The organism is Caulobacter sp. LjRoot300 (assembly GCF_964253875.1).
In the GTDB taxonomy this organism is placed as follows: Bacteria; Pseudomonadota; Alphaproteobacteria; order Caulobacterales; family Caulobacteraceae; genus Caulobacter.
In genome coordinates this window covers 238,330-262,484 of sequence record NZ_CAXUSA020000003.1, presented here as the reverse complement: position 1 = coordinate 262,484, position 24,155 = coordinate 238,330, and the positions used below count along the sequence as shown (strand labels likewise).

Here is a 24,155-nt window from a genome sequence, read left to right as displayed (position 1 = left end):
TCACCCCACGCCGACGCCCAGGAACATCGTTTCGCGCTCGGCGGTGATCGCCGCGCAAACGAGGGCAAACCTGCCGCCGGGAACGGCCTAGGGTCGGCGCATGACCCAGGACATGACCTACGCGCGCTACCTCGCTTTGGACCTGTTGCTGGCGGCCCAGCAGCCGCTGAGCGACCGCCACGACGAGATGCTGTTCATCGTCATCCACCAGACCAAGGAGCTGTGGCTCAAGGAGATCATCCACGAGGTGCTCCTGGCCAGGCGGCTGATCGCGGAGGGCGACGTCGAGCCGGCCTACAAGGCCTTGGCCCGGGTGTCGCGCATCCAGACCGTGATGACCCTGTCGTGGGACGTGCTGGCGACGATGACGCCGGCCGACTATCTGAGCTTCCGAGGCGATCTGGGCTCCAGCTCGGGCTTCCAGTCGCACCAGTTCCGCACCCTGGAATACCTGCTGGGCCTGAAGGACCAGAGCTTCCTGAAGTTCCACGCCGAGGGTTCGGACGCCCTGGCGCAACTGCAGGCGGCCCTGGAGGCGCCCAGCCTCTACGACGTCGCCATCGCCCAACTGCCCAAGGCGGGGCTGGCCGTGCCGGACACGGTGCTGAACCGCGACTTCGCCCAGACCTACGCGCCCTCGCCCGAGGTGGAGGCGGCCTGGCTGGAGGTCTATCGCGACACCCAGCGCTATTGGGAGCTGTACCAGCTGGCCGAAAAGCTGGTCGACCTGGACGACGCCCTGATCACCTGGCGTCACAAGCACGTGCTGACCGTCGAGCGGATCATCGGCGGCCGGCCGGGCACCGGCGGCACCGATGGCGTCAGCTACCTGGCCTCGACCCTGCGCCGGCGCGCCTTCCCCGAGCTATGGTCGCTGAGAACCAGGCTGTGAGCGGCGCGCGCAAGGACCTGTTCTCGCGGGCGCTGGCCGCCGCGCCGGGGCGGCTGCACATGGCCGCCCACAGCCACCATCTGTGGCCCGACGCCACCCTGGCCGCCCAGGTGCAGGCCTGGGAGGACGCCGCCGTCCTGGCCGACCACAAGTGGGACAAGGCGATGGGCCACGTCTATCCGGCCGCCCAGGCGCTGGTCGCCCGCGAACTGGCCCTGCCCTCGCCCGACAGCGTGGTCTTCGCGCCCAACACCCACACCCTGCTGGCGGTGCTGACCTCGGCGATCGACCGCCGGCCCGTCCGGGTGCTGTCGACCGACGGCGAGTTCCACTCCTTCCGCCGCCAGGCCCGGCGTTGGGTCGAGGCCGGCGAGATCACGCTGACCCTGGTCGAGAGCGACGGCCCGGACTTCGCCGAGCGGTTCCTGGCGGCCGCGCGCGGCGGCGATTTCGACCTGATCTTCGTCAGCCACGTCTTCTTCAAGAGCGGCCTGGTCTTCGACCGCGTCTGGGAACTGGCCGAGCTCGCGCGACCGCAAGGGCCGTGGGTGGTGGTCGACGGCTATCACGGTTTCCGGGCGGTCCCGACCGACCTGGCGGCGGTGGCCGACCGGTTGTTCTACATCGCCGGCGGCTATAAGTACGCCATGGCCGGGGAAGGGGCGGCGTTCCTGCACGCACCGCCGGGCTTTGGCCCGCGGCCCGTCCTGACCGGCTGGTACGCCGAGTTTGGCGACCTGGAAGGTCCGCCCGGCGGGGTGGGCTACGCTCGCGACGCCAGCCGCTTCATGGGCGCGACCTTCGACCCGTCGGGTCTCTATCGCTTCGTGGCGGCCGGACGGATGCTGGAGGCCGAAGGTCTCACCACCTCGGCGATCGCCGCTCACGCGCGCGGCCTGCAGCGGACCCTGCTTGACCGGGTCGCCGCCGGCGCGGCGGGGCCTTTGAAAGACGCCACCGTGCTGAATCCCCCGAGCGAGGCTCCGCAAGCCCGCTTCCTGGCCCTGCGCCATCCATCAGCCCAGGCCTGGAAACAGGCGCTGGCCGCGTTGGGCGTCGTCGTCGACGTGCGCGACGACGTGTTGCGGATCGGCCTTTCGATCTATCACGACGAGGGGGATCTTGAGGCGTTCTGCGCCGCCTGCGGGGCGCTGGCCTAAAGCTTCACGACGATCCCGCGGCGATCCATGACGTAGCCCAGCAGCCAACAGACCAGCATGTAGGCGATCGCGCACAGCAACGAGCCCAGCGCGCCCGGCGTCATCGCCTGGAACACATGGATCCCGACCCACTCGTATGGCCCCACGCCCGGCGCGACCTCGATCATGTTCAGCGAAACGATGAACAGCTCCGAGAACAGGTAGATCACCAGCGGATTGAGACCGAACACCTGGAAGAACCGCGTCGCCGCGTTCGGCGCCCGCCCCTCCAGCACGGCGGTCAGGGCGGCCAGCAGCACCAGGTCGATGCCGACGGTCAGCAGGACGAAGCTGCCGGTCCACAGCTTCTTGGCGATCGGGAAGGCCAGACCCCAGGCCAGGCCGCCGGCGATCAGGACCGCCCCGGCCAGGGCCATGCGGATCGTGGCGCGATGGGCGGCGGGCGTGTCCTTCAGGAACCGCGCGGCCAGATAGCCGGCAAGCACGTTGACCGTCGCGGGCAGGGTTCCCAGCAGGCCTTCGGGATCAAAGCCCCCGTCCTTGCGGTAGAGGTGGTTCTGGCCGATCAGCCAGAGGTCCAGGTGCGTGCCGGCGTTGCCCAGCTTCGACAGCGGCGCGGCCGGGTCGCCGAAGGCCAGCAGGATCGCCCAGTAGCCGAGCAGCAGGCCGATCGACAGGACGACGATCAGCCGCGGCGACAGCCAGCGCACGGCCAAGGCGGCCAGCAGGTAGCAGAGCGCGATCCGCTGCAGCACGCCCATGACCCGTGTGCCGGCGAACGGGATCAGCGCCCAGTGCCCGTCGACCTTGTGGACGAATGGGAACCAGTACATCAGGAAGCCCAGCAGGAAGATCAGGGCGGTGCGCCGCAGCACCTTGGCCATGAACTGGCCCGTCGGGACCGGCCGCGAGAAGGCGAAGGCCATCGAGCAGCCGACCGCGAACAGGAACGAAGGAAACACCGCGTCGGCCGCCGTGAATCCGAACCAGGGGGCGTGGACCAGCTGGGTGTAGGCGTCGGCCCCGGGACCGGCGGTGTTGACGACGATCATCAGGCAGACCGTCAGGCCCCGGAAGACGTCCAGAGACAGGAAACGCGCGGCGGGCTTGGTCATGCGTTGGTCTTCCGAGCTTGGTCCAGATGGGCGATCAGGGCCTTGACCTCGCCGACAGGATCGGCGGGCCGCTGGCGATGATAGGCGACGTCGGCGGCGACCCAGGCGCGCTCCCAGGCCACGCCGTCGCGAGTGACGGCCGCCTCGTCGAACGGCCCCGTTCCCGCCGCCTTCAGGGCGTCCAGGAACCGCGACCAGCGCGGCAGGTAGAAGTCGCGATAAAGCCCCTGCCAGGCCTTGGAGGCATAGTCGTTGAGGTTGCCCTCGCCGCCCCAGACGGTGACCTGGGCCTTGGCGTTGGCGACATAGGCCGCGGCGTCCGCCGAGGTGTCGCCATAGGCCCTGGCGTCGTCGATCCAGGTGGCCAGGGTCTCGGGCTGGACGCCCAGCAGCGCGTCGATCGCCAGGGCCAGCGTCCCGATCTGTCGGCGCGCCCGATCGCCAGCGGAGATGTCGCCAGCGCGATAGGCGGCGACGGCGGCCTGAAGCTGGCTGTCGATCTCCAGGCTGGCCAGGTGGCGGACCGCGTCGACCAGGTCCAGCACGAACAGCGGCTGGTCGGCGAAGGCGCCGGCCTGGGCGGTCAGGGCGCGGACGGCCGCGTCCAGTTGGGCGCGATCGCCGGGGTGGCCCGGGAACTCGCCGATCGTCGCCGTCGGCCGCTTGAAGAACAGATAGGCGCCCGCCTTGCTCTTCCACCAGCGCGGCGACCAGTAGCGGGTGGTGTAGGCGGCCTGGACCAGTTGGCCCAGGGCCGCGTCAAGCTGCGGCGCGGTGTGGCCGTAGCGCGAGCGGGCATAGGTCGACAGCCAAGCCGACAAGGACCCCTGCCCCGCCCCCCAGGCCAGGTCGTAGGCCGCCTCGTAGACGATCGAATTGCTGTGCAGCCCCTCGGGGAACATCCCGAAGCCCGCCAGCTTGCCTGTGTTCGGGTTGCTGGCGATCGCCGTCAGGTCGCGGCGGTAATAGTCCAGGTCGCCATAGACCGGGTTGCTGCCACCGTAGTTGTGGACGTAGCCGTAGATCCAGGGCTTGCCGCCGAAGGCCTTGGCGTTTTTCCAGACGTCCGGATAGCGGTCGTTGCCGATGTCCAGGACCATCAGCTTGTCGTCGGGCACGAGGCTCAGATAGGCAGCGATGGCGGCCGGGTCCCAGAAATGCTGGTCCGCGCCGAATAGCCAGCCCTGCATCACCCAGACCGCGTCCGGGCGGGCCTGGCGGATGGAGTCGTAGATCGCCTTGCCGTAGGCGGCCAAGCGCTGGGCCTTCAGGGCCGGGTCGATCTCGACCTTGATCTTGGCTGCCGCCGCGTTCGCCGTGCCGTCGCCATAAGTCGCGTCACGGGCGTCCGCGCCGTCGGGGTTGATCGGCGGCAGCATCTCGTTGAACGAGTCGGCCAGGTAGTAGGTCCCGGCCCCGTAGGTCTGGGTGTAGAGGGCCAGGAACCGGCTGGCGATCCGGGCGAACAGCGGGTCGGCGGGATCCAGCCAGTAGGTCTCGTGGAAGCCCTCCCACGGCCGCATCCGGTAGATCTTGGCCTCAGGATGCTTCTGGGCGAAGGCCTTGGGCACGTAGCCGCCGAAGGCCGGCAGGATCGGCGTCATGCCCAGCGACCGCATCCGCTCCAGAATCTGGACCTGCAGGTCCTTCTTCTTGTCGATCCAGGCCGACGGCAAGGGCGCGCGATAGCCCTCGATATTGCCCATGCGCTGCCAGGGGGTGAAGGCGGGCCCGGAGAAGTAGTCGGCCAGTTCCGCCTCGCTCAGGCCAAACTCCCGCCACAGCGCCCGCCAGGCATGTTCCTGGCCCTCCATGGCCAGCGGCATGTCGACGCCGTGCGCCGCCATCCAGTCGATCTCGCGCGTCCACCGCGCCCAGCCCCACCAGGGCGTCGTGTAGCCATAGGTACAGGTGTTGAGATAGGCGCGATGGCCGAAGGGGCTCTCGACCTTGCCGCTGGCGAAGTCGGCGGCGTGGGCCGGCCAGGCGACGCGGTCGCCTTCCCAGCTGATGTGGGCCGCCCCGGTCTGACGCAGCCAGGCGTAGGCGCCGCGAGCCAGGGCCACGGGCGTGTCGCCCCGCACCGAGACCTTCCCGCCCCGGCTATCCACCGCGTACCAGGGGTGCGACCCGGTCGAGGGCTCCAGGCGCAGCGCGAGAGCCTCCGCGCCTTTGCCGAACAGCCGCGTCACCACGCCGCGCGCCGAGGCGGCGTCGACGCCGGTCCGGGCGGCCAGGGCCGGCGAAGCGGCGGCCAGCAGGCCGAGACTGGCCGATTGGAACAGGGCCTCGCGGCGGGACAGAAACGCGGACATGATCACCCTTGAACCAGAAACGGACGCTGGGGCCGCAGAAGGGCCGCCAGCGCCTGAAGTGAAGGGCCCCGCTCGCCTTGCAGCACGAGCGGGGCCGTGAACGGCCGACCTCCGGGGGAGAACGAGGTCGGGGCTCGGACGGTTACATCTTGTACTGGAAAGACAGGTAGTAGCTGGGCCCTGTGGACGAGCTCATCTGCCAGCGGCTCTTGTCGATCAGATAAGCCTTCTCCTCGGCGTTGTTGAGGTTCATCGCCGCGAACGAGAAGCTCAGATGATCGTTGAGGTTATAGCCGAGATTCAGGTCGAACTGGGTGCGCGAGGCGACCGTGTGGCCCAGCGGGCCGGCGAAGAAGCTCTCCACCGAGGTCTGGTCGTAGGCGCTGCGGTAGTTGGCCGACAGGCGGGCGCTGAAGGTCCTGTTCTCCCAGTAGACGGTGCCGTTGGCCGTGTGCTCGGACAGGTTGGCCAGCTTGAAGCCGGTGGTCGAGGTCGCCGGGCTGACATGGGTGTAGTTGGCTACCAAGCCGAAGCCCTCGATCGGCAGCCAGGCGTCGAGCGACTGCTGCCAGTTCAGCTCATAGCCCTTGATCGTCACTTCGCGCGCGTCGTTCTGGCTTTCGGTGATCGAGTAGGTGTCGCCGGCGCTGGAGACGCAGACGCCGCTGGCGTCCTTCGACAGGCTGACGCCTTCGTAGCTGGTCGGGCAGATCACTGTGGTGAAGGTGCCGTTCTTGACCTTCTTGGTGAAGAAGCCGGCGCTCAGCCCGTTGCCCTCGCCGTAGTACCATTCCAGGCCGACATCGATCTGGTTGGCGGTCAGCGGGTTCAGCGAGCCCTGGCCTAGGGCGATGGTGTTGACCTTGTGGCCGGTGCTGTCGGTGCTGGTGGTCACCGTCGTGGCCAACTGGTTGCTGGAGTCGATGATCGGACGGACCAGCACCTTGGCGGCGGCGAAGCGCAGCAGCAGGTTGTCGGTCAGGTCGACGCTGAAATTGGCCGACGGCAGGGTGTTGTCGTAGGACTTGGGCGTCGAATAGGTCCCGGCGACCAGCTTGACCTCGGTGTTCTGCGGGTTGGCGGCGCCGGCGACGTAGCCATGCACCGTCTGGTCGGTGCCTTCGCGGCGGACGCCGACATTGCCGCGGAACGGCAGCGAGAAGATCTCGCCCTTCAGGTTGGCCATCGCGTAGAACGAGGTCAGGTCGCGATTGACGTGGTAGCTGCCCTGCGGATCGAAGGCCTCGTAGACCGTGTAGCCTTCCTTGGCCAGGGCCTCGCGATAGGCCTTGATGTTCGGCGAGATCCAGGCGCCTGGAATGGTCATGTCGCCATCCAGGAAGTTCGACACCGCGATGCCGGTGGTCGCCAGGCTGGGCGCGAAGGCCGTCGGCACGTTGGTGTCCTGACGGTCGAAACGATTGACGTTTCGCTTGAGCACTTCCTTGCGGTACTTGCCGCCGAAGGCGATCGATTCCAGGAAACCGTAGTCGACGTAGCGCTTCACATCCAACTGAGCGGCGTCTTCATAAGAGTCGATGGTGCGGTAGGCGCCGGTCGGATAGTTGTTCCGGAACAGGTTGGCCGGCGCGTACTGCGTCGCGTCGGTTAGGGAGTTCGACGTCGCGAAGGCGATGTTCTTGGGATTGCTGATGTCCAGCGTCGCCGACGGAACGACCACGCCGAGGATCGCCGCCTCCTCGTTGAAGATGGCGTGGCCGCGCGAATAGTGCGCGACGCCCTTGAAGTCCCAGTTCTCCAGGCCTGTCCAATGAAAGTCGGTGGTGAAGGCGCCGGTCGACTGCGGCCGGGTCTCGAACTGGTGATTGTTCTCCAGGCGGAAGTTGTTGATCTGCACCTTCGTGGCGGTGTTGTTCGCCGACGCCAGCGTCACCACGTTCGAGGCCGAGGGACTGGTGAACAGGAATACCTGCTGATGCAGATCCTGGGTGGTCTTGTCCTTGGCGTAGGTCGCGATCATGTCGATCTGCAGGGTGTCGATCGGCTTGAACTGGATGGCGCCGTTGACCATGCTGCGCTTGGTGTCGCGGTCGATACGGCGGAAACGCAGGCGGCCGGGCGTGTAGACGCCGCTGTTGACGATCCAGCGGTCCATCCACATGTAGTCGCCGCGGTCCTTCAGCGCCTGGTAGCCCGCGCCGAGGAACACCCCCAGCTTGTCGTCGAAGAAGTGGTCGACATAGGTCGCGCCGACCTTGCCCGTCGGATCGCCGCCGGCCAGCTTCTGTTGTTGCAGCTTGCCGGCCAGGATCAGTTGCCGGCCCTTGACGTCGAACGGATGCACCGTGTCGATATTGACCGTGCCGGCCAGGCCGCCGGCATCCATGTCGGCGGTCGGGGACTTGATCACCTGGATGGCCGAGGCCAGTTCGGTCTGGATCACGTCATAGCGGAAGCCGTCGGTGAAGTTGGCGCTCTTGAACGACTGACCGTTGATCGTGGTCATCGCATATTGCGGGCCCAGTCCGCGAATGCTGATCGTCGATCCGCGGCCGTTGATGTTGGAGATCTGCACGCCCGGAATGCGCTGGATCGCTTCGGCGATGTTTTCCGACGGGAACTTGCCGATGTCCTCGGACGAGATGCCGTCGGAAACCCGGATGTCCTTGCGCTTGGTGTCCAAAGCGGTCGCCAGGCTCTTGCGGAAGGCGGTGACCACCACCTCGTCCATGGCGTCGGCGGGAGCGGCCGGCGCGGCGGGCGTCGTCTGAGCCGAAGCGACGCCGGCCAGGCAGGCGCCCGTCAGCAAGGCAAGCACGAACGCCTTGTGTCGGTTAACAGGTGCGAAAGACGCGAACTTGGTGCGCATCATGGATTATCCCCCTCAAGCCAAGGCGCGATGGATCGCGCCGTTGCGACGCCGCGCTCGCGGCCACTTCGAGCAGACCATTTAGAGACCTATATGGACCGCTCCCAAGGCACCGTAGGGTGAGGTTCGAGGAGGGTCAAAGCGCACAACCCCTTATTTTACTTGGAATTTATGGTTGATGGAAACATGGGCGCCATTTCGATTGGTTATACGTTCGACAGAATGGGTTGATGACAATATTCATCAAACTATTCAATTATATATGTCCATACCATCAGGTCCAGACCCAAGGACCAACAATACCAATTTAATGCCTTTTTTCGCGACCATTCCACACCCCGCCAACGCGCCCGTAACAAGCGATAGCGACGCCCCAGGCCAAGGCCTCCCAGGCCACCGCCGAGATCGGGGCGGCTGACGCCGACTTGAGCGCCATGGAACGAGAATCCGCCGGTCGCCCGGCCGTCAGCGCATGGTCGGGATGACGAAGCTCTGGTCCAGCACCGCCCCGCCCTTGGGCCACCGCTGGGTCACGGTCTTGGTCCGGGTGTAGAAGCGCACGCCGTCCAGGCCGTACTGGTTCAGGTCGCCAAAGCCCGAACGCTTCCAGCCGCCGAAGCTGTGATAGGCGACCGGCACCGGGATGGGCACGTTGATCCCGACCATGCCGACCTCGACCTGATCGGCGAACTCGCGGGCGGCGTCGCCGTTGCGGGTGAAGATCGCCACGCCGTTGCCGTACTGGTGGCGCGAGGCCAGGCCGACGCCTTCGGCCAGGCTCTCGGCGCGGACCATCTGCAGCACCGGGCCGAAGATCTCGTCCTGGTACGAGCGGCTGGTCGGCTTGACGTGGTCGAACAGGGTCGGGCCGACGAAGAACCCGTCCTCGTGGCCTTGCAGGCTGAAGCCGCGGCCGTCGACGACCAGCTCGGCGCCTTCGTCGACGCCCATCTGGATGTAGCTTTCGATCCGCGCCTTGTGGGCGGCGCTGACCACCGGGCCGTAATGGGCGTCGTGGTCGGTGCTGACGCCGATGCGAAGCCCGCCGATCGCGGCGACCAGCTTCTCGCGCAGGGCGACAGCGGTCTTCTCGCCAACCGGGACCACCACCGGCAGGGCCATGCAGCGCTCGCCGGCCGAGCCGTAGGCCGCGCCGATGATATCGGCCGTCGCCTGGTCGAGGTCGGCGTCGGGCAGGACCAGGCCGTGGTTCTTGGCTCCGCCCATGGCCTGGACGCGCTTGCCGCTCGCCCCGGCCCGCTGGAACACCGACTGGGCGATGTCCGAACTGCCGACGAAGCTGACGGCCTTGATGTCGCGATGGTCGAGAATGGCCTCGACGCAGTCCTTGTCGCCGTGGACGACGTTCAGGATGCCTGGCGGCAGGCCAGCCTCCATCATCAGTTCGGCCAGACGCACCGGCACGGACGGATCGCGCTCGGAGGGCTTGAGGATGAAGGCGTTGCCGCAGGCGATGGCCGGCCCCATCATCCACATCGGGATCATGGCCGGGAAGTTGAACGGGGTGATCCCCGCCACCACGCCGAGCGCCTGGCGCATCGAATAGACATCGATGCCCGGGCCGGCGCCTTGGGTGTACTCGCCCTTCAGCAGGTGCGGGATGCCGCAGGAAAACTCGATGACTTCCAGGCCGCGCATGATGTCGCCCTTGGAATCGGCGATGACCTTGCCGTGCTCGGACGACAGCAGCTCGGCCAGTTCGTCCATGTGGACCTCCAGCAGACGCTTGAACTCGAACATCACCCGGGCCCGGCGCTGCGGATTGGTCGCCGCCCAGGCCGGCTGGGCCGCCTTGGCGTTGGCGATGGCGGCGTCCAGTTCCGAGCTCGAGGCCAAAGCCACGCGGGCCTGCACCTTGCCGGTGTTGGGATCGAAGACGTCGCCGAAGCGCCCGGACACGCCCTCGACGGCGCGACCGCCGACGAAGTGGGGAATGCTGCGCATGACGCGCTCCTTCTGAAGTGACGGCGCGGCCGGCTAGGCCTGACGCATGATCCAGTCGTGGGCCGGGTCGTTGCGGAAGATCCACTTCCGGTGCGGTCCGGCCATGACGTTGAGGTAGTAGAGGTCGTAGCCGTGCGGGGCCCCGACCGGGTGATAGCCGCGCGGCACCATGACCACGTCGCCGTCCTGCACGCAGACCGTCTCGTCCAGGCTGCGGTCGTCGGTGTAGACGCGCTGGAACGCGAAGCCCTGCGGCGGGTTGAGGCGATGGTAGTAGGTCTCTTCCAGCGCCGTCTCCTCGCCCTCGGCGGCGGTGTCGTGCTTGTGCGGCGGATAGCTGGACCAGTGGCCGCCCGGGGTGATCACCTCGACGACCAGCAGGCCGTCGGCCGGCGCCGTCTCGGGCAGGATGTTGCGGACCAGGCGCGTGTTGGTTCCCTTGCCCCGCGTTTCGCGCGGCATGTCGGCCTCGGCGATCAGACGGGCTTGGCCGCCCGGCTTGCCGGGCGCTGTGCATAGGGCCAGTTCGACAGCTGTCACGGCGGTCACGGCGAAGGCCGTGGCGGCCGGCACGTAGACCGCGCCCGGAGCCCTGTCCTCGAAGACGCTGGCGCGCCCGCCGACCTTGCCGAACGACACGCCCTCGGCGCTGACCTCGGCGGTCCCGCTGATCACGACGACACAGGTCTCGCGGGCCGGGTCGGCGCCGTCGAAGGTCTCGCCGGCCGCCAGCCTGGCCACCTGGAAGCCGACATGGCTCCAGCCGGCGCTTTGCGGGGTGATTTCCAGGATCGAGCCGGAGGCGTCCGGCGCGTGGGGACGGACGAGCAGCTTGCTCATCACGCCGCCCACAGGCCCGCGGCGGCGGCTTCCTTCTTCAGGGTCGCCAGGCCGATCTCGCCGTACTGGCGCGGATTGGCGATGGCCGGGTCCTGCTCGGCCTCGACGATGACCCAGCCGGAATAGCCGATCTCGGCCAGGGCCCGCATGACCGCCGCGTAGTCCAGGGAACCGTCGCCCGGCACGGTGAACATGCCCGCCAGAACGCCTTCCAGGAAGCTGCCGCCGTCCTGCGAAATGACCTTGCGGAACACGTCGCCCCGGATGTCCTTGCAGTGGACGTGGGCGACCCGGTCCGGATGGGCGCGGATCATCGACACCGGATCCAGCCCGCCCAGGGCCGCGTGGCCGGTGTCGACGGTCAGGCCCACCGACGGGCCGGTATTGGCCAGGAAGGCCTCCAGGTCCTCGGGCCGTTCGACCACCGTGCCCAGGTGATGGTGATAGGCGAACTTCAGGCCCTGGGAGGCGATGTAGTCGGCGACCTTGGTCAGGCGCGCGCCGAATTGCTTCCAGCCCTCGGCGTCGAGGCGCGGGGTCGCCGACAGCGCCTTGGTCTTGTCGCCGTGAATGGCGTTGCTGGTCTCGGCATGGACGAAGACGGTGCAGCCCATGGCCTTCAGCAGGTCGAGGTGCGGCTGCAAGGCCGCGATCTCGTCGTCGGCCGACTGGACCAGCAAGTTACCGCTGTACCAGCCGCCGACCAGGTCGAGGCCGTAGCGGTCCAGCAGCGGCTTCAGCACCGCCGGGTCGCGCGGGAACACCCCGCCCAGTTCGACGCCCTCGAAGCCGATCGCCTGGCAGTCGGCCAGCACGCTCTCCAGCGGGGTGTCGCCGCCCAGTTCGGGCATGTCGTCATTGATCCAGGCGATGGGGCTCACGCCGAAACGGATGGTCATGGGCGTCTAGTCTCCCGTACGCTGCTGCTTGATCTTGTCTTCGTAGTCGGCCCGCGCGGCCTTGACCGCCGGACGCACCGAGACCTCCGGCACCGCCACGTCCCACCAGGCGCCGCCCTGCGTGGTCGGCACGGGGTCGGTGTCGATGACCACGACATAGGTCCGGTCGCTGGCCTTGGCCCGTTGCAGGGCCGCCTCGAGCTCGGCGAGGTTGGCCACCTTCTCCGACCGCGCGCCCAGGCTCTTGGCGTGGGCGGCGAAGTCGATGTCCGGCAGGGTCTCGTGGACCGTGTCGGCCAGCAGGTTGTTGAACGCCGCGCCGCCGGTCGCCGCCTGCAGGCGGTTGATGCAGCCGTAGCCCCGGTTGTCGAGGACGGTGACGATCAGCTTGGTCCCCAGCATCACCGAGGTGGCGAGCTCGGAATTGAGCATCAGATAGCTGCCGTCCCCGACCATCACATGGACCTCCCGGTCCGGCGCGGCCAGCTTGACCCCGACGGCGCCGGCGATCTCGTAGCCCATGCACGAGAAGCCGTATTCGACGTGATAGCCGCCCGGCGTGCGCGTGCGCCACAGCTTGTGCAGCTCGCCCGGCAGGCCGCCGGCGGCGCAGACCACGACGCTGTCGTCGGAGGCCGCGCGCCACACCGCGCCCAGCACCTGGGCGTCGGTCGGCAGCGGCCGGTCGTCGGCCTTGGTCGCCGCGTCGAAGATCGTGTTCCAGCCGGCGACACGGCCCGTGACCTTGGCGGTCCAGGCGTCGGGTGCGCGCCAGCCGTCGAGCGCTTCGGCCAGGGTCTCGACCACCGCCAGCGCGTCGCCGACCACGGCGGTCGCGCCGTGCTTGTGGGCGTCGTGCGGGGCGACATTGATCTGGACCAGCTTGCGGCCTGCTGCCCCGAACAGGGCGCGCGAGCCGGTGGTGAAGTCCTGCAGGCGCGTGCCGACGCCGATCACGAGGTCAGCCTCCTCCGCCGCCGCCACCGAGGCGGTCGTGCCGGTGACACCGATCGCCCCGAGGTTCAGCGGGTGGTCCCAGGCCAGGCTCCCCTTCCCGCCTTGCGTCTCGGCGACCGGCAGGCCGGCGGCGGAGGCCACGGCGGCCAGCGCGGCCTCGGCGCGGGCGTAGAGCACCCCGCCGCCCGCCACGATCAGCGGCTTTTTCGCCGCCTTGATCAGGGAAACCAGGTCGGCCAGCTCCCTCGGATCGGGGCGCGGCGCGCGGATGCGCCAGACGCGTTTGGCAAAGAAGCCCTCCGGATAGTCGAACGCCTCGGCCTGGACGTCCTGACAGAAGGCCAGGGTCACGGGGCCGCAGGCCGCGGGGTCGAGCATCGTCGCCAGGGCGCGCGGCAGGGCGTCGAGGATCTGCTCGGGCCGGGTGATCCGATCGAAATAGCGCGACACCGGCTTGAAGCAGTCGTTGGCGCTGACCGTGCCGTCGCCGAAATCCTCGATCTGCTGAAGAACGGGATCGGGCCGCCGGCTGGCGTAGACATCGCCGGGCAGGAACAGCACCGGCAGGCGGTTCACATGCGCCAGGGCGGCGGCCGTGACCATGTTGGTCGCGCCCGGGCCGATCGAGGTGGTGCAGACCATGGCCCGTTCGCGCCGGGACTGTTTGGCGAAGGCGATGGCCGCGTGAGCCATGCCCTGTTCGTTGTGGGCGCGCCAGGTCGGCAGCAGGTCGCGGACGCCGTGCAGCGCCTCGCCCAGCCCAGCGACGTTGCCGTGACCGAAGATGGCCCAGACCCCGGCGAAGTACGGGATCTCGCCCTCCCCCGTCTCGACATATTGGGCGCAGAGCCAGCGGACGGTCGCCTGGGCGGCGGTGAGACGAACGTGAGCCATCTAGGCCGCCTTCTCCGCGGCGCCGCGCAGGCGCCTCCACGCGTCGACCAGCACCTGGAACTTGCCGACCAGCGCGGCGACAGCCGCGTCGTCGTCGATCCGGTGCGCCAGCCACTCGCGGGCGACATCGTAGAAGATGGTGCGGCCGACGGCGAACCCCTTGACGATCGGGAACGGCGCGACGACCGCGAAAGACGCCAGAAGCTCGTCCTCCGGCGCCGACAACCCCAGCAGCACCACGCCCCGGCACAGCGGGTCGTTTTCCGTGATGGCGACCTCGATCTCGCGCCAGGCGGCGGGATCGGTCAGCGGTTCCAGCTTCCACCAGTCGGGCCGGACGCCCAGGCTGTAGAGCCGGCGAATGCTTCGCGCCACCGTGTGGCTGTCGCTGGCCATGTCGCTGGGCAGGATCAGCTCCAGCAGCAGTTCGTGGCGGGTCTTGCGGCAGGCGTCGAACAGGCGCAGCAGCTGGCGCTCCTGGCGCTCGCGCAGCGCGACCTCGTCGTCGGGGTGATAGAAGACCAGGCACTTGACCACGTGGTCCAGCGGCCACTCGGTCAGTTCGGTGGCGACATCGGCCGAGCTCTCGAACTCCAGCGGACGCGACTTGGGCAGCTCGATCGGACGGGCGATCCAGTAATCGTGGTCGGCGGCCTGAGCCAAGGCGTCGAAGCCGAAGCGGCCGTCCAGAAGCATGCCGAAGCGCGCCTCGTCGCGGCCGGCCACCTGCTGAACCGCGCGCAAGGCCAGGGTCTTGAAGTGCGGGATCCGCCCCGGGTCGCCGCCGGTCTCGGCGATCAGGTCCAGGAACTGGCTGCGATGGTCGACCGCCAGGACGGTCAGCTCGTCATAGACGCGCTCGCGAGTGGTGGCCCAGTGGATGTGCTCCAGATCGACGTCCTCGCGCAGGCGGAACGGACGTTCCCGCTCGCCGAGGAACGCCTGCAGCTCGACCCAGGTCGGCATGGCGGGCGCGCAGCCATGGCGCGAGACGACGATCGCCCCGCAGGCGTTGCCCCATTCGCAGCAGGTCTCGACGGGCTCGTGGCGCAGCCAACCACGCAGGAAGCCGGCCATGAAGGCGTCGCCCGCCCCCAGCACGTTGAACACCTCGACCTGGAAGCCCCGGGCGCTGACGCCCTGATCCAGACTGTCCGGGATCGCGTCCGGGAAGGCCACGCAACCATCGGCGCCGCGCTTGCAGACCAGCAGGGCGTCGCTGCCCTTCCGGATCGCGCGCAGGGCTGTGACTGTGTCGGTCGAACCGCCCAGGATGTGGATCTCTTCTTCCGTGCCAACGATCAGATCGCAGAGGGCCACGACCTCCTGCAGCTTCGCGGTGACCTGCTGGTTGGCGACGAACCGGTTCTCGCCCGCGTCCTTGCCGGTCAGGCCCCACAGCACCGGCCGATAGTCGATGTCGAAGGCCACCCGGCCGCCGGCCTTCTTCACGGCGCGGGCAGCCTTCAGGCTGGTCTCGTAGACATTGGGCTGCGACAGGTGGGTGCCGTTGATCAGCACCGCCCCGGCCTGGGCGAACCAGGTCTCGTCGACGTCCGACGGCTGCAACGCCATGTCGGCGCAGTTCTCGCGATAGAAGATCAGCGGAAAGTTCACCCGGTCCCGGATGCCCAGGATCACCAGGGCGGTCAGGCGGTCGGGGTCGGACAGCACGCCGGCCACGTCGACGCCCTCGCGGGCCAGCTGCTCGCGGATGAAGCGGCCCATGTGGTCGGCGCCGACCCGGGTCAGCAGACCCGTCTTCAGGCCCAGGCGCGCGCCGCCAGACGCGGTGTTGGTCGGACTGCCGCCCAGATACTTGGCGAACGAGGCCATGTCCTCCAGCCGGCCGCCTACCTGCTGGCCATAGAGGTCGACGCTGGAGCGGCCCACGGCGATCAGATCAAGGGTCTTGGAGTCCTGCGCCATACGGGTTCCACGTTACTCTGCCGCCGGTTTTCCACCCGCTGTGTGAAACGCATATTCCAACATCAGAACACTCGCAATATCCATTTCATTTCCGCCAGAAATGGAACAGATGGTTCAGTCCGCGTGGGCCTTGCTCTTCTTCTTGCTGGCCGCGAAGGCGAAGCCGATCACCAGGGCCTGGGCCAGACAGATCGAGGCGGCCAGCGAGCGGAAGGTCCTCACCTCCGACTCGCGCACGTGCAGGACCAGGCTGGCCGCCTTGGCGATCGGACTGACCAGGCTGTCGCTGATCGACAGGATCTTGGCCCCGCGTTGTGCGGCCAGCTCGACCGCGTGCACGGTTTCCTCGGCGTAGGGGTGGTAGCTGACCGCGATCAGCAGGTCCCTGGATCCGATGGTCTGGACCTGCTGCTTGGTCAGGCCGGCCACGCCGTCGATGAAAAGCGTGCGCTTGTTCAACTGCTGCAGCGAGTAGGCCAGGTACGAGGCGACGGGGAACGACCGGCGGAAACCGACGACATAGACCGTCTCGGCCTTGTCGATCAGCCTCACCGCGTTGGCCATGTCGGCTTCGCTGACCGTCTGCCCCAGGTTCTGCAGGGCCAGGGTGTTGCCCTCGACGAACTCGGCGAGCACGTCGGCCCCGCTCTCGGGCTTCTTGGCGACCGCCTCGTTGAAGTGGCGCACCCGCTCGCCATAGCCCAGCCCGGCATGACCCGACAGCAGGCCGTCGCGGAACAGCCGCTGCATCTGGCTGGCGCCCGGATAGCCGAACGACTTGGCGAACCGCACGATCGCGGAGGGCTGCACGCCGCAGCGCTCGGAGATCACGGCCAGAGTCTCCAGCGCCATCTCGTTGGGTTCGTCCAGCACATAGCGCGCGATCTGCTGCAGGCGCTTGCTAAGCGAGTCGTAGCGTTCGAGGATCGCCGTCCTCAATTCATCGGCGCTGGCCGGCGCGTTCGCCGTCACGGTCTCTTCGGTCATCGGGGCCCCGATACAACTAATCCAAAGTTAGAATATCCGTTCCGCGCGTAAACACCAGACCCCTCACCCACGGCCAGAAATTCCACTTTAGTGGTAGAGAGAATTTTCGTTCCAAGTTACACGAGTGGCGAAAACCGGCCACGCACGAGCCGGACGAGGAAACGATGGTGATCCAGACTGCGCGATTGAACGGTGATCGAACGGGCTCGTTCCGCCTTCGCCGTTCCAGCCGCGAGGCGCCGCCGCCGTACGTCCTCGCGCGCCCGATTTCCTGACCTGTTCTTCCGAGAGTATGAAGGTTCCCATGCACGACATCGCGATCCTGGGCGCGGGCCGCATCGGCCGCATCCACGCCAAGAACGTCGCCGGCCAAGCCGGCTTGCGGTTGAAGTACGTGGTCGACCCGATCGCCGCGGCCGCCGACGGCCTGGCCGCCGAAACCGGCGCCGAGGTCACCGACCTCGACACCGCCCTCAACGATCCATCGGTGACCGGCGTCATCGTGGCGAGCTCGACCGACACCCATCTGGACTACGCCCTGAAGGCGATCGCCGCCGGCAAGGCGGTGTTCTGCGAGAAGCCGATCGACCAGGACCTGGCCCGCGCCCGTTCGGCGGCCGGCGAACTGGGTGGCCAGGGCGTGAAGCTGTTCCTGGGCTTCAACCGCCGCTTCGACCCGAACTTCCAAGGCCTGAAGGCGCGCCTGTCGGCCGGCGTCGTCGGCGCCCTGGAGACCGTGCACATCACCAGTCACGACCCGGCCCCGCCGCCGGTCGCCTACGTCAAGGTGTCGGGCGGCCTGTTCAAGGACATGGCCATCCACGACTTCGACATGGCCCGCTGGCTGCTGGACGAGCCGATCACCGAGGTGTTCGCCGCCGCGAGCTGCCTGGTCGACCCGGCGATCGGCGAGGCCGGCGACGTCGACACGGCCAAGATCGTGCTGCGGACCACCTCGGGCAAGCTCTGCGTGATCAGCAACAGCCGCCGCAGCGGCTACGGCTACGACCAGCGCATCGAAGCCTTCGGGTCCAAGGGCCTGGTCCGCGCCGAGAACGTCATGGAGAGCACCGTCTCGGTCTGGGGCGAGACCGGCGCGACCAGCGACGCCTTCCAGAACTTCTTCCTCGACCGCTACGCCGAGGCCTATCGTCGCGAGATGGCGCACTTCGCGCAGATCATTCGCGGCGAGGCCCTGCCCTCGGTCGGCTACGCCGACGGCGTCGAGGCCCTGGCCCTGGCCGAGGCGGCCGGCCAGTCGGTCCGGACAGGCCAGGTCGTGAAGCTGTAGCTTCGTGACGGAAAACGGCGCCCTTTAGGAGAAAGGGCGTCGAAAGCGCCCCATCGTCGGCGCGATCACCGCAGAAATGAAACGCACCTTCCCGACATTCTTGACATGGAATTTATATTCCATTCTTGTGTCGAAGAAAAACCGGGCGATGCTCCAAGTCCGATAAATACCATTAGAGAGACGAGAAACGCCATGAACCGCACCCCCACATCGCGCCGGCGCTTCCTGGGCCTGGCGGCCGGACTGGGGCTGACGGCGGCGGCGGGCGGACTGCTCGGCGGTTGCGGGCGCGGCGGCCAGAACGCCGCCGAGGTGGTGGTCAGCTTCAACGACCTCTCGCAGCCTTTCTTCGTGGCCATGCGCCGCGAACTGGAGGACGAGGCCGCCAAGCTGGGCGTCAAGGTCCAGGTGATGGACGCCCAGAACAACTCGTCCAAGCAGATCGCCGACCTGGAGGCCGCGGCCGTGCAGGGCGCCAAGGTGGTGATCGTCGCCCCGACCGATTCCAAGGCGCTGGCCACGGCCGCCGACGAACTGGCCGAACAGGGCGTGGCGGTGATTTCGGTCGACCGCAACATCTCCGGCGCCAAGATCCCCGTGCCGCACGTCGGCGCCGACAACGTCGCCGGCGGCCGCGTCATGGCCGACTGGGTGGTCAAGACCTATCCGGGCGGGGCGCGCGTGGTGGTGATCACCAACGATCCGGGCAGCTCCAGCTCGATCGAGCGGGTCAAGGGCGTGCACGAGGGCCTCGCGGCCGGCGGCCCCGCGTTCAAGATCGCTGCCGAGCAGACCGCCAACTCCAAGCGCGACCAGGCCCTGACCGTCACCCAGAACGTGCTGACCTCGATGCACGACGATCCGCCCGACGTGATCCTGTGCCTGAACGACGACATGGCCATGGGCGCCCTCGAAGCGGTCCGCGCAGGGGGCTTCGCGCCGGGCAAGATCAAGGTGCTGGGCTTCGACGCCATCCCCGAGGCCCTGGCCCGGATCAAGGCCGGCGAGATGGTCGCCTCGGTCGAACAGAACCCCGGCCAGCAGATCCGCACCGCCCTCCGCCAGGCCGTGGCCAAGATCAAGACCGGCGCGGCGCCCAAGAGCGTCAGCCTGACCCCCGTGCTGATCACCAGCACCAACCTTTCCGAGGCTTCGCGCATCTCGGAAGTGAAATAGTCCGCGACGGATCGGTGTGATGACGCTTCTGGACGTCAGCCAGGTCAGCAAGAGCTTTCCCGGCGTGCGCGCCCTCGACCGGGTCCGGCTCGAGGTCGGCCGCGGCGAGGTCCACGCCCTGCTGGGCGAGAACGGCGCGGGCAAGTCGACCCTGATCAAGATCCTGTCGGCCGCCCACGCGGCCGACGAAGGCGTCGTGATCTTCGATGGCCGGCCGCTGGATCCGCGCGACGCGCCCCTACGCCGGCAGCAACTGGGCATCGCGACGATCTATCAGGAGTTCAACCTCTTTCCCGAACTCAGCGTCGCCGAGAACATCTTCCTGGGCCGCGAGCCCAAACGGCCCCGTTCAGGAAATTGGGGTTTGATCGACTGGCGACGCCTGCGGGCCGACGCCGCCGCCCTGCTGAGCGAACTGGGCCTGCCGCTGGATCCGGACGTCCAGGTCAGCCGCCTGACCGTGGCCGAGCAGCAGATGGTCGAGATCGCCAAGGCGATGACGCTGAACGCCCGGCTGATCATCATGGACGAGCCGACCGCCGCCCTCAGCAGCCGCGAGGTCGCCCGCCTGCACGCGATCATCGCCGACCTCAAGGCCCGCGGCGTCAGCGTCATCTACGTCTCCCACCGCCTGGCCGAGGTGAAGGCCATGTGCGACCGCTATACGGTGATGCGCGACGGCCGCTATGTGGCCAGCGGCGACGTCGCCGATGTCGAGATCGACGACATGGTCCGTCTGATGGTGGGACGCTCCGTCGAGTTCGTTCGCCGGGCGCGTTCGGGTCCGCCCGGGCCGGTCGTCCTGAAGGTCGAGACCGTGACGCCAAAGCGTCCGCGCCTGGCGGCGCCGGGCTATCTGAAGGATGTCTCGCTGGAGGTGCGCGCCGGCGAGATCGTCGGTCTGGCCGGCCTGGTCGGCGCCGGCCGCACGGATCTGGCCCGGCTGATCTTCGGCGCCGATGCGATCGCCAGCGGGTCGATCCGGCTGGACGGCAAGCCGTTGAAACTGAAGTCGCCGCGCGACGCGATCCGGGCGGGCGTCATGATGGTGCCCGAGGACCGCAAGCAGCAGGGCTGCTTCCTCGACCACTCCATACGTCGCAATCTCAGCCTGCCCAGCCTGAAGCCCCTGAGCCGCCTGGGCCAGTGGATCGACGAACGCGCCGAGCGCGACCTGGTCGAGACCTATCGCCACAAGCTGCGCGTGAAGATGGCCAGCCAGGAAACCCCGATCGGCAAGCTGTCCGGCGGCAACCAGCAGAAAGTGCTGCTGGGTCGCTCGATGGCCCTGGCCCCGCGCGTGCTGATCGTCGACGAACCCACCCGCGGCATCGACATCGGCGCCAAGGCCGAGGTGCACCAGGTGCTGTCCGACCTGGCCGCCCAGGGCGTGGCGATCCTCGTCATCTCCTCGGAACTGGCCGAGGTCATGGCCGTCAGCGACCGCATCGTCGTCTTCCGCGAAGGCGCGGTCGTCGCCGACCTCGACGGCGAAACGGCCACCGAAGAGGGCCTGATGGCCTACATGGCGACCGGCGTCGGCCGGGCTCCGCCGGCAGGAATGGAACACCGCCCCCAATGACCTCCTCCCCGACACTTTCCCCCGATCCGGCGGCCGACCAGGCGACGTCCGGGCCGCGGCGGTTCGATCCGCTGGCCTTCGCGCGCAAGCACCGGACGATCCTGTTCCTGCTGCTGCTGATCGCCGTGTTCGGCGCGGTCAACGAGCGCTTCCTGACGATCCGCAACGCGCTGAACATCCTCAGCGAGGTGTCGATCTACGGGATCATCGCGGTCGGCATGACCTATGTGATCCTGATCGGCGGCATCGACGTGGCGGTGGGCTCGCTGCTGGCCTTCGCCTCGCTCGCGGCGGCCTATGTGGTGACGACGCTCGTCGGCCCCTCCCCGGTCAGTTGGCTGATCGCCCTAGGTCTTTCCAGCCTGGTGGGCCTGGCGGGCGGCTACGTCCATGGCAAGGCGGTCACCTGGCTGCACGTGCCGGCCTTCATCGTCACCCTGGGCGGCATGACCGTGTGGCGCGGCGCGACGCTGATCCTCAACGATGGCGGCCCGATCTCGGGTTTCGACGCCGCCTACCGCTGGTGGGGCACCGGCGACATCCTGTTCGTGCCGGTGCCGATCGCCGTCTTCGTGCTGGTGGCGGCCCTGGGCCATGTCGTGCTGCGCTACACGCGCTACGGCCGCCAGGTCTACGCCGTGGGCGGCAACGCCGAGGCCGCCCGGCTGTCGGGCGTCAATGTCGACTTCATCGTCACCAGCGTCTATGCGGTGATCGGCGCCCTTGCCGGCCTGTCGGGCTTCCTGCTGTCGGCGCGCCTGGGTTCGGCCGAGGCCGTGGCCGGTACGGGCTACGAGTTGCGGGTCATCGCCTCGGTGGTGATCGGCGGGGCCAGCCTGACCGGCGGCTCCGGCGGCGTGGGCGGCACCATCCTGGGCGCGCTGCTGATCGGCGTGCTGTCGAACGGCCTGGTGATCATGCACGTCAGCTCCTACTTCCAGCAGGTGGTGATCGGCCTGATCATCGTCGCGGCGGTGGCGTTCGACCACTACGCCCGCACCCATAAGGCCTGACGCCGATGCGCGCCCTGAGCGGCCTTTTCCTCGGCGTCGCCCTGGCGGCGCTGCCGCTCGCGGCGCTGGCCCAGGCCCCTGCCCCGGACCTCGCCTCTAGAGCCGACCCATTCGTGGGCGTGGACGGCGGCGGCGTCGCCGGCGGCAACACCGTGCCCGGGGCCGGCGTGCCGTTCGGCTTCGTGTCGCTGAGCCCCGACACCACCAACGCCGACACCAACGGCTATGACTCCAGGAGCCCGATCATGGGCTTCAGCTACACCCACGTCAGCGGCACGGGCGGCTCGGGCAAGTACGGCAATTTCCGCGTCACCCCCGCCGTCGGACCGCTGAGGCTGAACCACCTGCATTTCGGCAAGACCGACGAGCAGGCCTCGCCGGGCTACTACAGCGTCGGCCTGGGCAACAGCGACGCGGAGCGCATCAAGGTCGAGCTGACGGCCTCGCGCCGGGTCGGCTTCCAGCGCCTGACCTATCCCGCGGTCGCCGACAGCCAGCTGATCTTCGACGTCAGCTCGGTGGTCGCCATGCGCGGGCGCGGCCAGCGCGTGCGGCTGGCCAAGGTCCAGCTGATCGACGACCACACCCTGGCGGGCGAGGTGACGGTCGAGGGCGGCTGGAACCCCGCGCCCTACACCCTGTACTTCCACGCCGTCGTCGATCGTCCGGCCAAGGCGTTCGGGGCCTGGAAGGCGGGCCAGGGCTGGTTCGAGACCCAGCCCGGCGTCGGCCGCCTGGAAGGCGGGTCACAGGTCAAGAGCCCGGCCAACCGCCAGGGCCTGATGATCGAGTACGACACCGAGCGCGAGTTCTCCAACCGCCTGGGCGCCTATCTGACCTTCGACACCACTGGCGACCGTCAGGTGCGGATGAAGCTGGCCGTGTCGTTCGTCAGCGCCGACAAGGCCCGCGCCAACCTGGCCGAGGAGATGCCCGGCTGGGACTTCGACGGCTATCGCCAGGCCGCCCGGGCGCAATGGAACGGCGCCCTGGCCAAGATCCGGGTCGAGGGCGGCTCGGACGAGCAGCAGCGCATCTTCTATTCGGCCCTCTACCGCGCCCACACCATGCCGCACGACCTCAGCGGCGAGAACGTCTGGTGGAAATCCGACGAGCCCCACTACGAGGACTTCTACACCCTGTGGGACACGTTCCGGACGCTGCACCCGCTGCTCACCGTGATCCAGCCGCAGCGCCAGCGCGACATGCTCCGCTCGCTGATCGACACCTACAGCCATACCGGCTGGATGCCGGATTCGCGTATCGCCGGGGCCAACGGCATGACCCAGGGCGGCTCCAACGGCGACATCCTGATCGCCGACGCCGTGGTCAAGCGCCTGGGCGGCTTCGACCAGGCGCTGGCCTATGAGGCGATCCGCAAGAACGGCGAGGTCGACAGCGACCAGCCCTTCCTGCAGGGGCGCGTCCTGAAGGACTATCTGAAGCTGGGCTATGTGCCGTTCACGCAGACCCGCTCGGCCTCGCGCACCTTGGAATACGCCTATGACGACTACGCCATCGGCGTGGTCGCCAAGGCCCTGGGGAAACCCGAGGACGCCAGGCGCTACCTGGCCCGATCGGGGAACTGGAAGAACCTCTGGGACGACACGCTGGGATGCATCCGCCCCCGCTATCCCAACGGCGAATGGGTCGAGAATTACAGCTGCACCTACGAATATCCTGACCGTTCAGGGCCCTGGTGGGACGCCCCGTTCTATGAGGGCAATTCGCTGCAATATTCGACCTATGTACCGCAAGACGTGGCCGGGCTGATGGCCAAGACCGGTGGGCGCGAGGGCTTCGTGACCTGGCTGGACCGCCTGTTCGACGGCCACTACTCGCAGGGCAACGAGCCCGACATTCTGGCGCCGTATCTCTATATCCACGCCGGCCGCCCCGACCGGACGGCCGAGATCGCCCGCCAGCTGATGGCCAAGCACTATCGTCTCGCCCGCACTGGCCTGCCCGGCAACGACGACGCCGGCGCGATGTCCAGTTGGTACGTCTGGAACGCCATCGGCCTCTATCCCAACGCCGGCCAGCCCTATTACTACATCGCCTCGCCGGTGTTCACGCGCAGCACGCTGGCGCTGGAGGGCGGCAAGACCTTCACGGTCCAGGCGCTGGCGACCTCGGAAACCAACCGCTACGTCACGGCCGCCAAGCTGAACGGCAAGCCGCTGGACCGCGCCTGGATCACCCACGCCGAACTGGCCCAAGGCGGCGTGCTGGACCTGACGATGGGTCCCGCGCCCTCGGGGTGGGCGACGACCTTCACGCCGCCGCCCAACGGGCTTTGACGCCTTGGCT

At 68.1% G+C, this 24,155-nt stretch carries 16 protein-coding genes; 7 read left to right on the top strand and 9 right to left on the bottom strand.

Annotated features, from left to right (window positions below):
• Positions 1–100: 100 nt before the first annotated feature.
• Together ACSQ2G_RS11380 and ACSQ2G_RS11375 are read left to right on the top strand one after the other, a co-directional pair.
• A complete protein-coding gene (locus ACSQ2G_RS11380) occupies positions 101–892 on the top strand; it encodes a tryptophan 2,3-dioxygenase (RefSeq protein ID WP_436030922.1) in 792 nt (263 codons plus the stop codon).
• On the top strand, positions 868–2,052 hold the full coding sequence (locus ACSQ2G_RS11375; protein WP_436030920.1) for a kynureninase/PvdN C-terminal domain-containing protein: 1,185 nt from the start codon (positions 868–870) through the stop codon (positions 2,050–2,052). Before ACSQ2G_RS11380 ends, ACSQ2G_RS11375 begins: the two co-directional genes overlap by 25 nt.
• On the opposite strand, the gene ACSQ2G_RS11370 is transcribed toward ACSQ2G_RS11375, so the two are convergent.
• From ACSQ2G_RS11370 to ACSQ2G_RS11330, 9 genes are all read right to left on the bottom strand, one after another.
• On the bottom strand, positions 2,049–3,167 hold the full coding sequence (locus ACSQ2G_RS11370; protein ID WP_436030918.1) for an acyltransferase family protein: 1,119 nt from the start codon (positions 3,165–3,167) through the stop codon (positions 2,049–2,051). The two genes, ACSQ2G_RS11375 and ACSQ2G_RS11370, sit on opposite strands and share 4 nt — an antisense overlap.
• Entirely contained in the window at positions 3,164–5,482 is a 2,319-nt protein-coding gene (locus ACSQ2G_RS11365; RefSeq protein ID WP_436030916.1) for an alpha-N-acetylglucosaminidase, read from the bottom strand. Before ACSQ2G_RS11365 ends, ACSQ2G_RS11370 begins: the two co-directional genes overlap by 4 nt.
• A 142-nt stretch (positions 5,483–5,624) precedes the next feature.
• On the bottom strand, positions 5,625–8,312 hold the full coding sequence (locus ACSQ2G_RS11360; protein WP_436030914.1) for a TonB-dependent receptor: 2,688 nt from the start codon (positions 8,310–8,312) through the stop codon (positions 5,625–5,627).
• Between the two features lie 465 nt (positions 8,313–8,777).
• Complete coding sequence (locus ACSQ2G_RS11355) at positions 8,778–10,277, bottom strand: CoA-acylating methylmalonate-semialdehyde dehydrogenase (protein WP_436030912.1); 1,500 nt, start codon at positions 10,275–10,277, stop codon at positions 8,778–8,780.
• Between the two features lie 33 nt (positions 10,278–10,310).
• Positions 10,311–11,120 carry a 5-deoxy-glucuronate isomerase gene (iolB, locus tag ACSQ2G_RS11350; protein WP_436030910.1) on the bottom strand — a complete coding sequence of 270 codons (810 nt, stop codon included), beginning with the start codon at positions 11,118–11,120 and terminating at the stop codon, positions 10,311–10,313.
• Positions 11,117–12,016, bottom strand: coding sequence for a myo-inosose-2 dehydratase (gene iolE, locus ACSQ2G_RS11345; RefSeq protein WP_436030908.1), 900 nt, complete (start codon positions 12,014–12,016; stop codon positions 11,117–11,119). The genes iolB and iolE overlap by 4 nt, the downstream gene beginning before the upstream one ends.
• Before the next feature lie 6 nt (positions 12,017–12,022).
• Entirely contained in the window at positions 12,023–13,867 is a 1,845-nt protein-coding gene (gene iolD, locus ACSQ2G_RS11340) for a 3D-(3,5/4)-trihydroxycyclohexane-1,2-dione acylhydrolase (decyclizing) (RefSeq protein WP_436030906.1), read from the bottom strand.
• On the bottom strand, positions 13,868–15,796 hold the full coding sequence (locus ACSQ2G_RS11335) for a bifunctional 5-dehydro-2-deoxygluconokinase/5-dehydro-2-deoxyphosphogluconate aldolase (RefSeq protein ID WP_436030904.1): 1,929 nt from the start codon (positions 15,794–15,796) through the stop codon (positions 13,868–13,870).
• A gap of 114 nt (positions 15,797–15,910) precedes the next feature.
• The gene (locus ACSQ2G_RS11330; RefSeq protein WP_436030902.1) at positions 15,911–16,783 is read right to left on the bottom strand and encodes a MurR/RpiR family transcriptional regulator; all 873 of its coding nucleotides are present in this window, start codon (positions 16,781–16,783) and stop codon (positions 15,911–15,913) included.
• 304 nt (positions 16,784–17,087) lie between these two features.
• Between ACSQ2G_RS11330 and iolG the strand changes: the two genes are divergently transcribed.
• The 5 genes from iolG (at position 17,088) to ACSQ2G_RS11305 (ending at position 24,145) form a co-directional block, all read left to right on the top strand.
• Complete coding sequence (iolG, locus tag ACSQ2G_RS11325; RefSeq protein WP_436030900.1) at positions 17,088–18,074, top strand: inositol 2-dehydrogenase; 987 nt, start codon at positions 17,088–17,090, stop codon at positions 18,072–18,074.
• Between the two features lie 192 nt (positions 18,075–18,266).
• A complete protein-coding gene (locus tag ACSQ2G_RS11320; RefSeq protein ID WP_436030898.1) occupies positions 18,267–19,250 on the top strand; it encodes a sugar ABC transporter substrate-binding protein in 984 nt (327 codons plus the stop codon).
• 19 nt (positions 19,251–19,269) lie between these two features.
• Positions 19,270–20,832, top strand: coding sequence for a sugar ABC transporter ATP-binding protein (locus tag ACSQ2G_RS11315; protein WP_436030896.1), 1,563 nt, complete (start codon positions 19,270–19,272; stop codon positions 20,830–20,832).
• Complete coding sequence (locus ACSQ2G_RS11310; protein ID WP_436030894.1) at positions 20,829–21,845, top strand: ABC transporter permease; 1,017 nt, start codon at positions 20,829–20,831, stop codon at positions 21,843–21,845. The genes ACSQ2G_RS11315 and ACSQ2G_RS11310 overlap by 4 nt, the downstream gene beginning before the upstream one ends.
• Positions 21,846–21,850: 5 nt before the next feature.
• Positions 21,851–24,145, top strand: coding sequence for a GH92 family glycosyl hydrolase (locus ACSQ2G_RS11305; RefSeq protein WP_436030893.1), 2,295 nt, complete (start codon positions 21,851–21,853; stop codon positions 24,143–24,145).
• The last annotated feature ends 10 nt before the right edge of the window (positions 24,146–24,155 follow it).

Bases quoted from the DNA above. Each gene is read 5' to 3' on its own strand.
- ACSQ2G_RS11335 (WP_436030904.1), bottom strand. From the start codon at position 15,796: ATGGCGCAGGACTCCAAGACCCTTGATCTGATCGCCGTGGGCCGCTCC.
- ACSQ2G_RS11375 (WP_436030920.1), top strand. From the start codon at position 868: ATGGTCGCTGAGAACCAGGCTGTGAGCGGCGCGCGCAAGGACCTGTTC.
- ACSQ2G_RS11380 (WP_436030922.1), top strand. From the start codon at position 101: ATGACCCAGGACATGACCTACGCGCGCTACCTCGCTTTGGACCTGTTG.
- ACSQ2G_RS11315 (WP_436030896.1), top strand. From the start codon at position 19,270: ATGACGCTTCTGGACGTCAGCCAGGTCAGCAAGAGCTTTCCCGGCGTG.
- ACSQ2G_RS11310 (WP_436030894.1), top strand. From the start codon at position 20,829: ATGACCTCCTCCCCGACACTTTCCCCCGATCCGGCGGCCGACCAGGCG.
- ACSQ2G_RS11320 (WP_436030898.1), top strand. From the start codon at position 18,267: ATGAACCGCACCCCCACATCGCGCCGGCGCTTCCTGGGCCTGGCGGCC.
- ACSQ2G_RS11360 (WP_436030914.1), bottom strand. From the start codon at position 8,312: ATGCGCACCAAGTTCGCGTCTTTCGCACCTGTTAACCGACACAAGGCG.
- iolG (WP_436030900.1), top strand. From the start codon at position 17,088: ATGCACGACATCGCGATCCTGGGCGCGGGCCGCATCGGCCGCATCCAC.
- iolD (WP_436030906.1), bottom strand. From the start codon at position 13,867: ATGGCTCACGTTCGTCTCACCGCCGCCCAGGCGACCGTCCGCTGGCTC.
- ACSQ2G_RS11305 (WP_436030893.1), top strand. From the start codon at position 21,851: ATGCGCGCCCTGAGCGGCCTTTTCCTCGGCGTCGCCCTGGCGGCGCTG.
- ACSQ2G_RS11365 (WP_436030916.1), bottom strand. From the start codon at position 5,482: ATGTCCGCGTTTCTGTCCCGCCGCGAGGCCCTGTTCCAATCGGCCAGT.
- iolE (WP_436030908.1), bottom strand. From the start codon at position 12,016: ATGACCATCCGTTTCGGCGTGAGCCCCATCGCCTGGATCAATGACGAC.
- ACSQ2G_RS11355 (WP_436030912.1), bottom strand. From the start codon at position 10,277: ATGCGCAGCATTCCCCACTTCGTCGGCGGTCGCGCCGTCGAGGGCGTG.
- ACSQ2G_RS11370 (WP_436030918.1), bottom strand. From the start codon at position 3,167: ATGACCAAGCCCGCCGCGCGTTTCCTGTCTCTGGACGTCTTCCGGGGC.
- ACSQ2G_RS11330 (WP_436030902.1), bottom strand. From the start codon at position 16,783: ATGACCGAAGAGACCGTGACGGCGAACGCGCCGGCCAGCGCCGATGAA.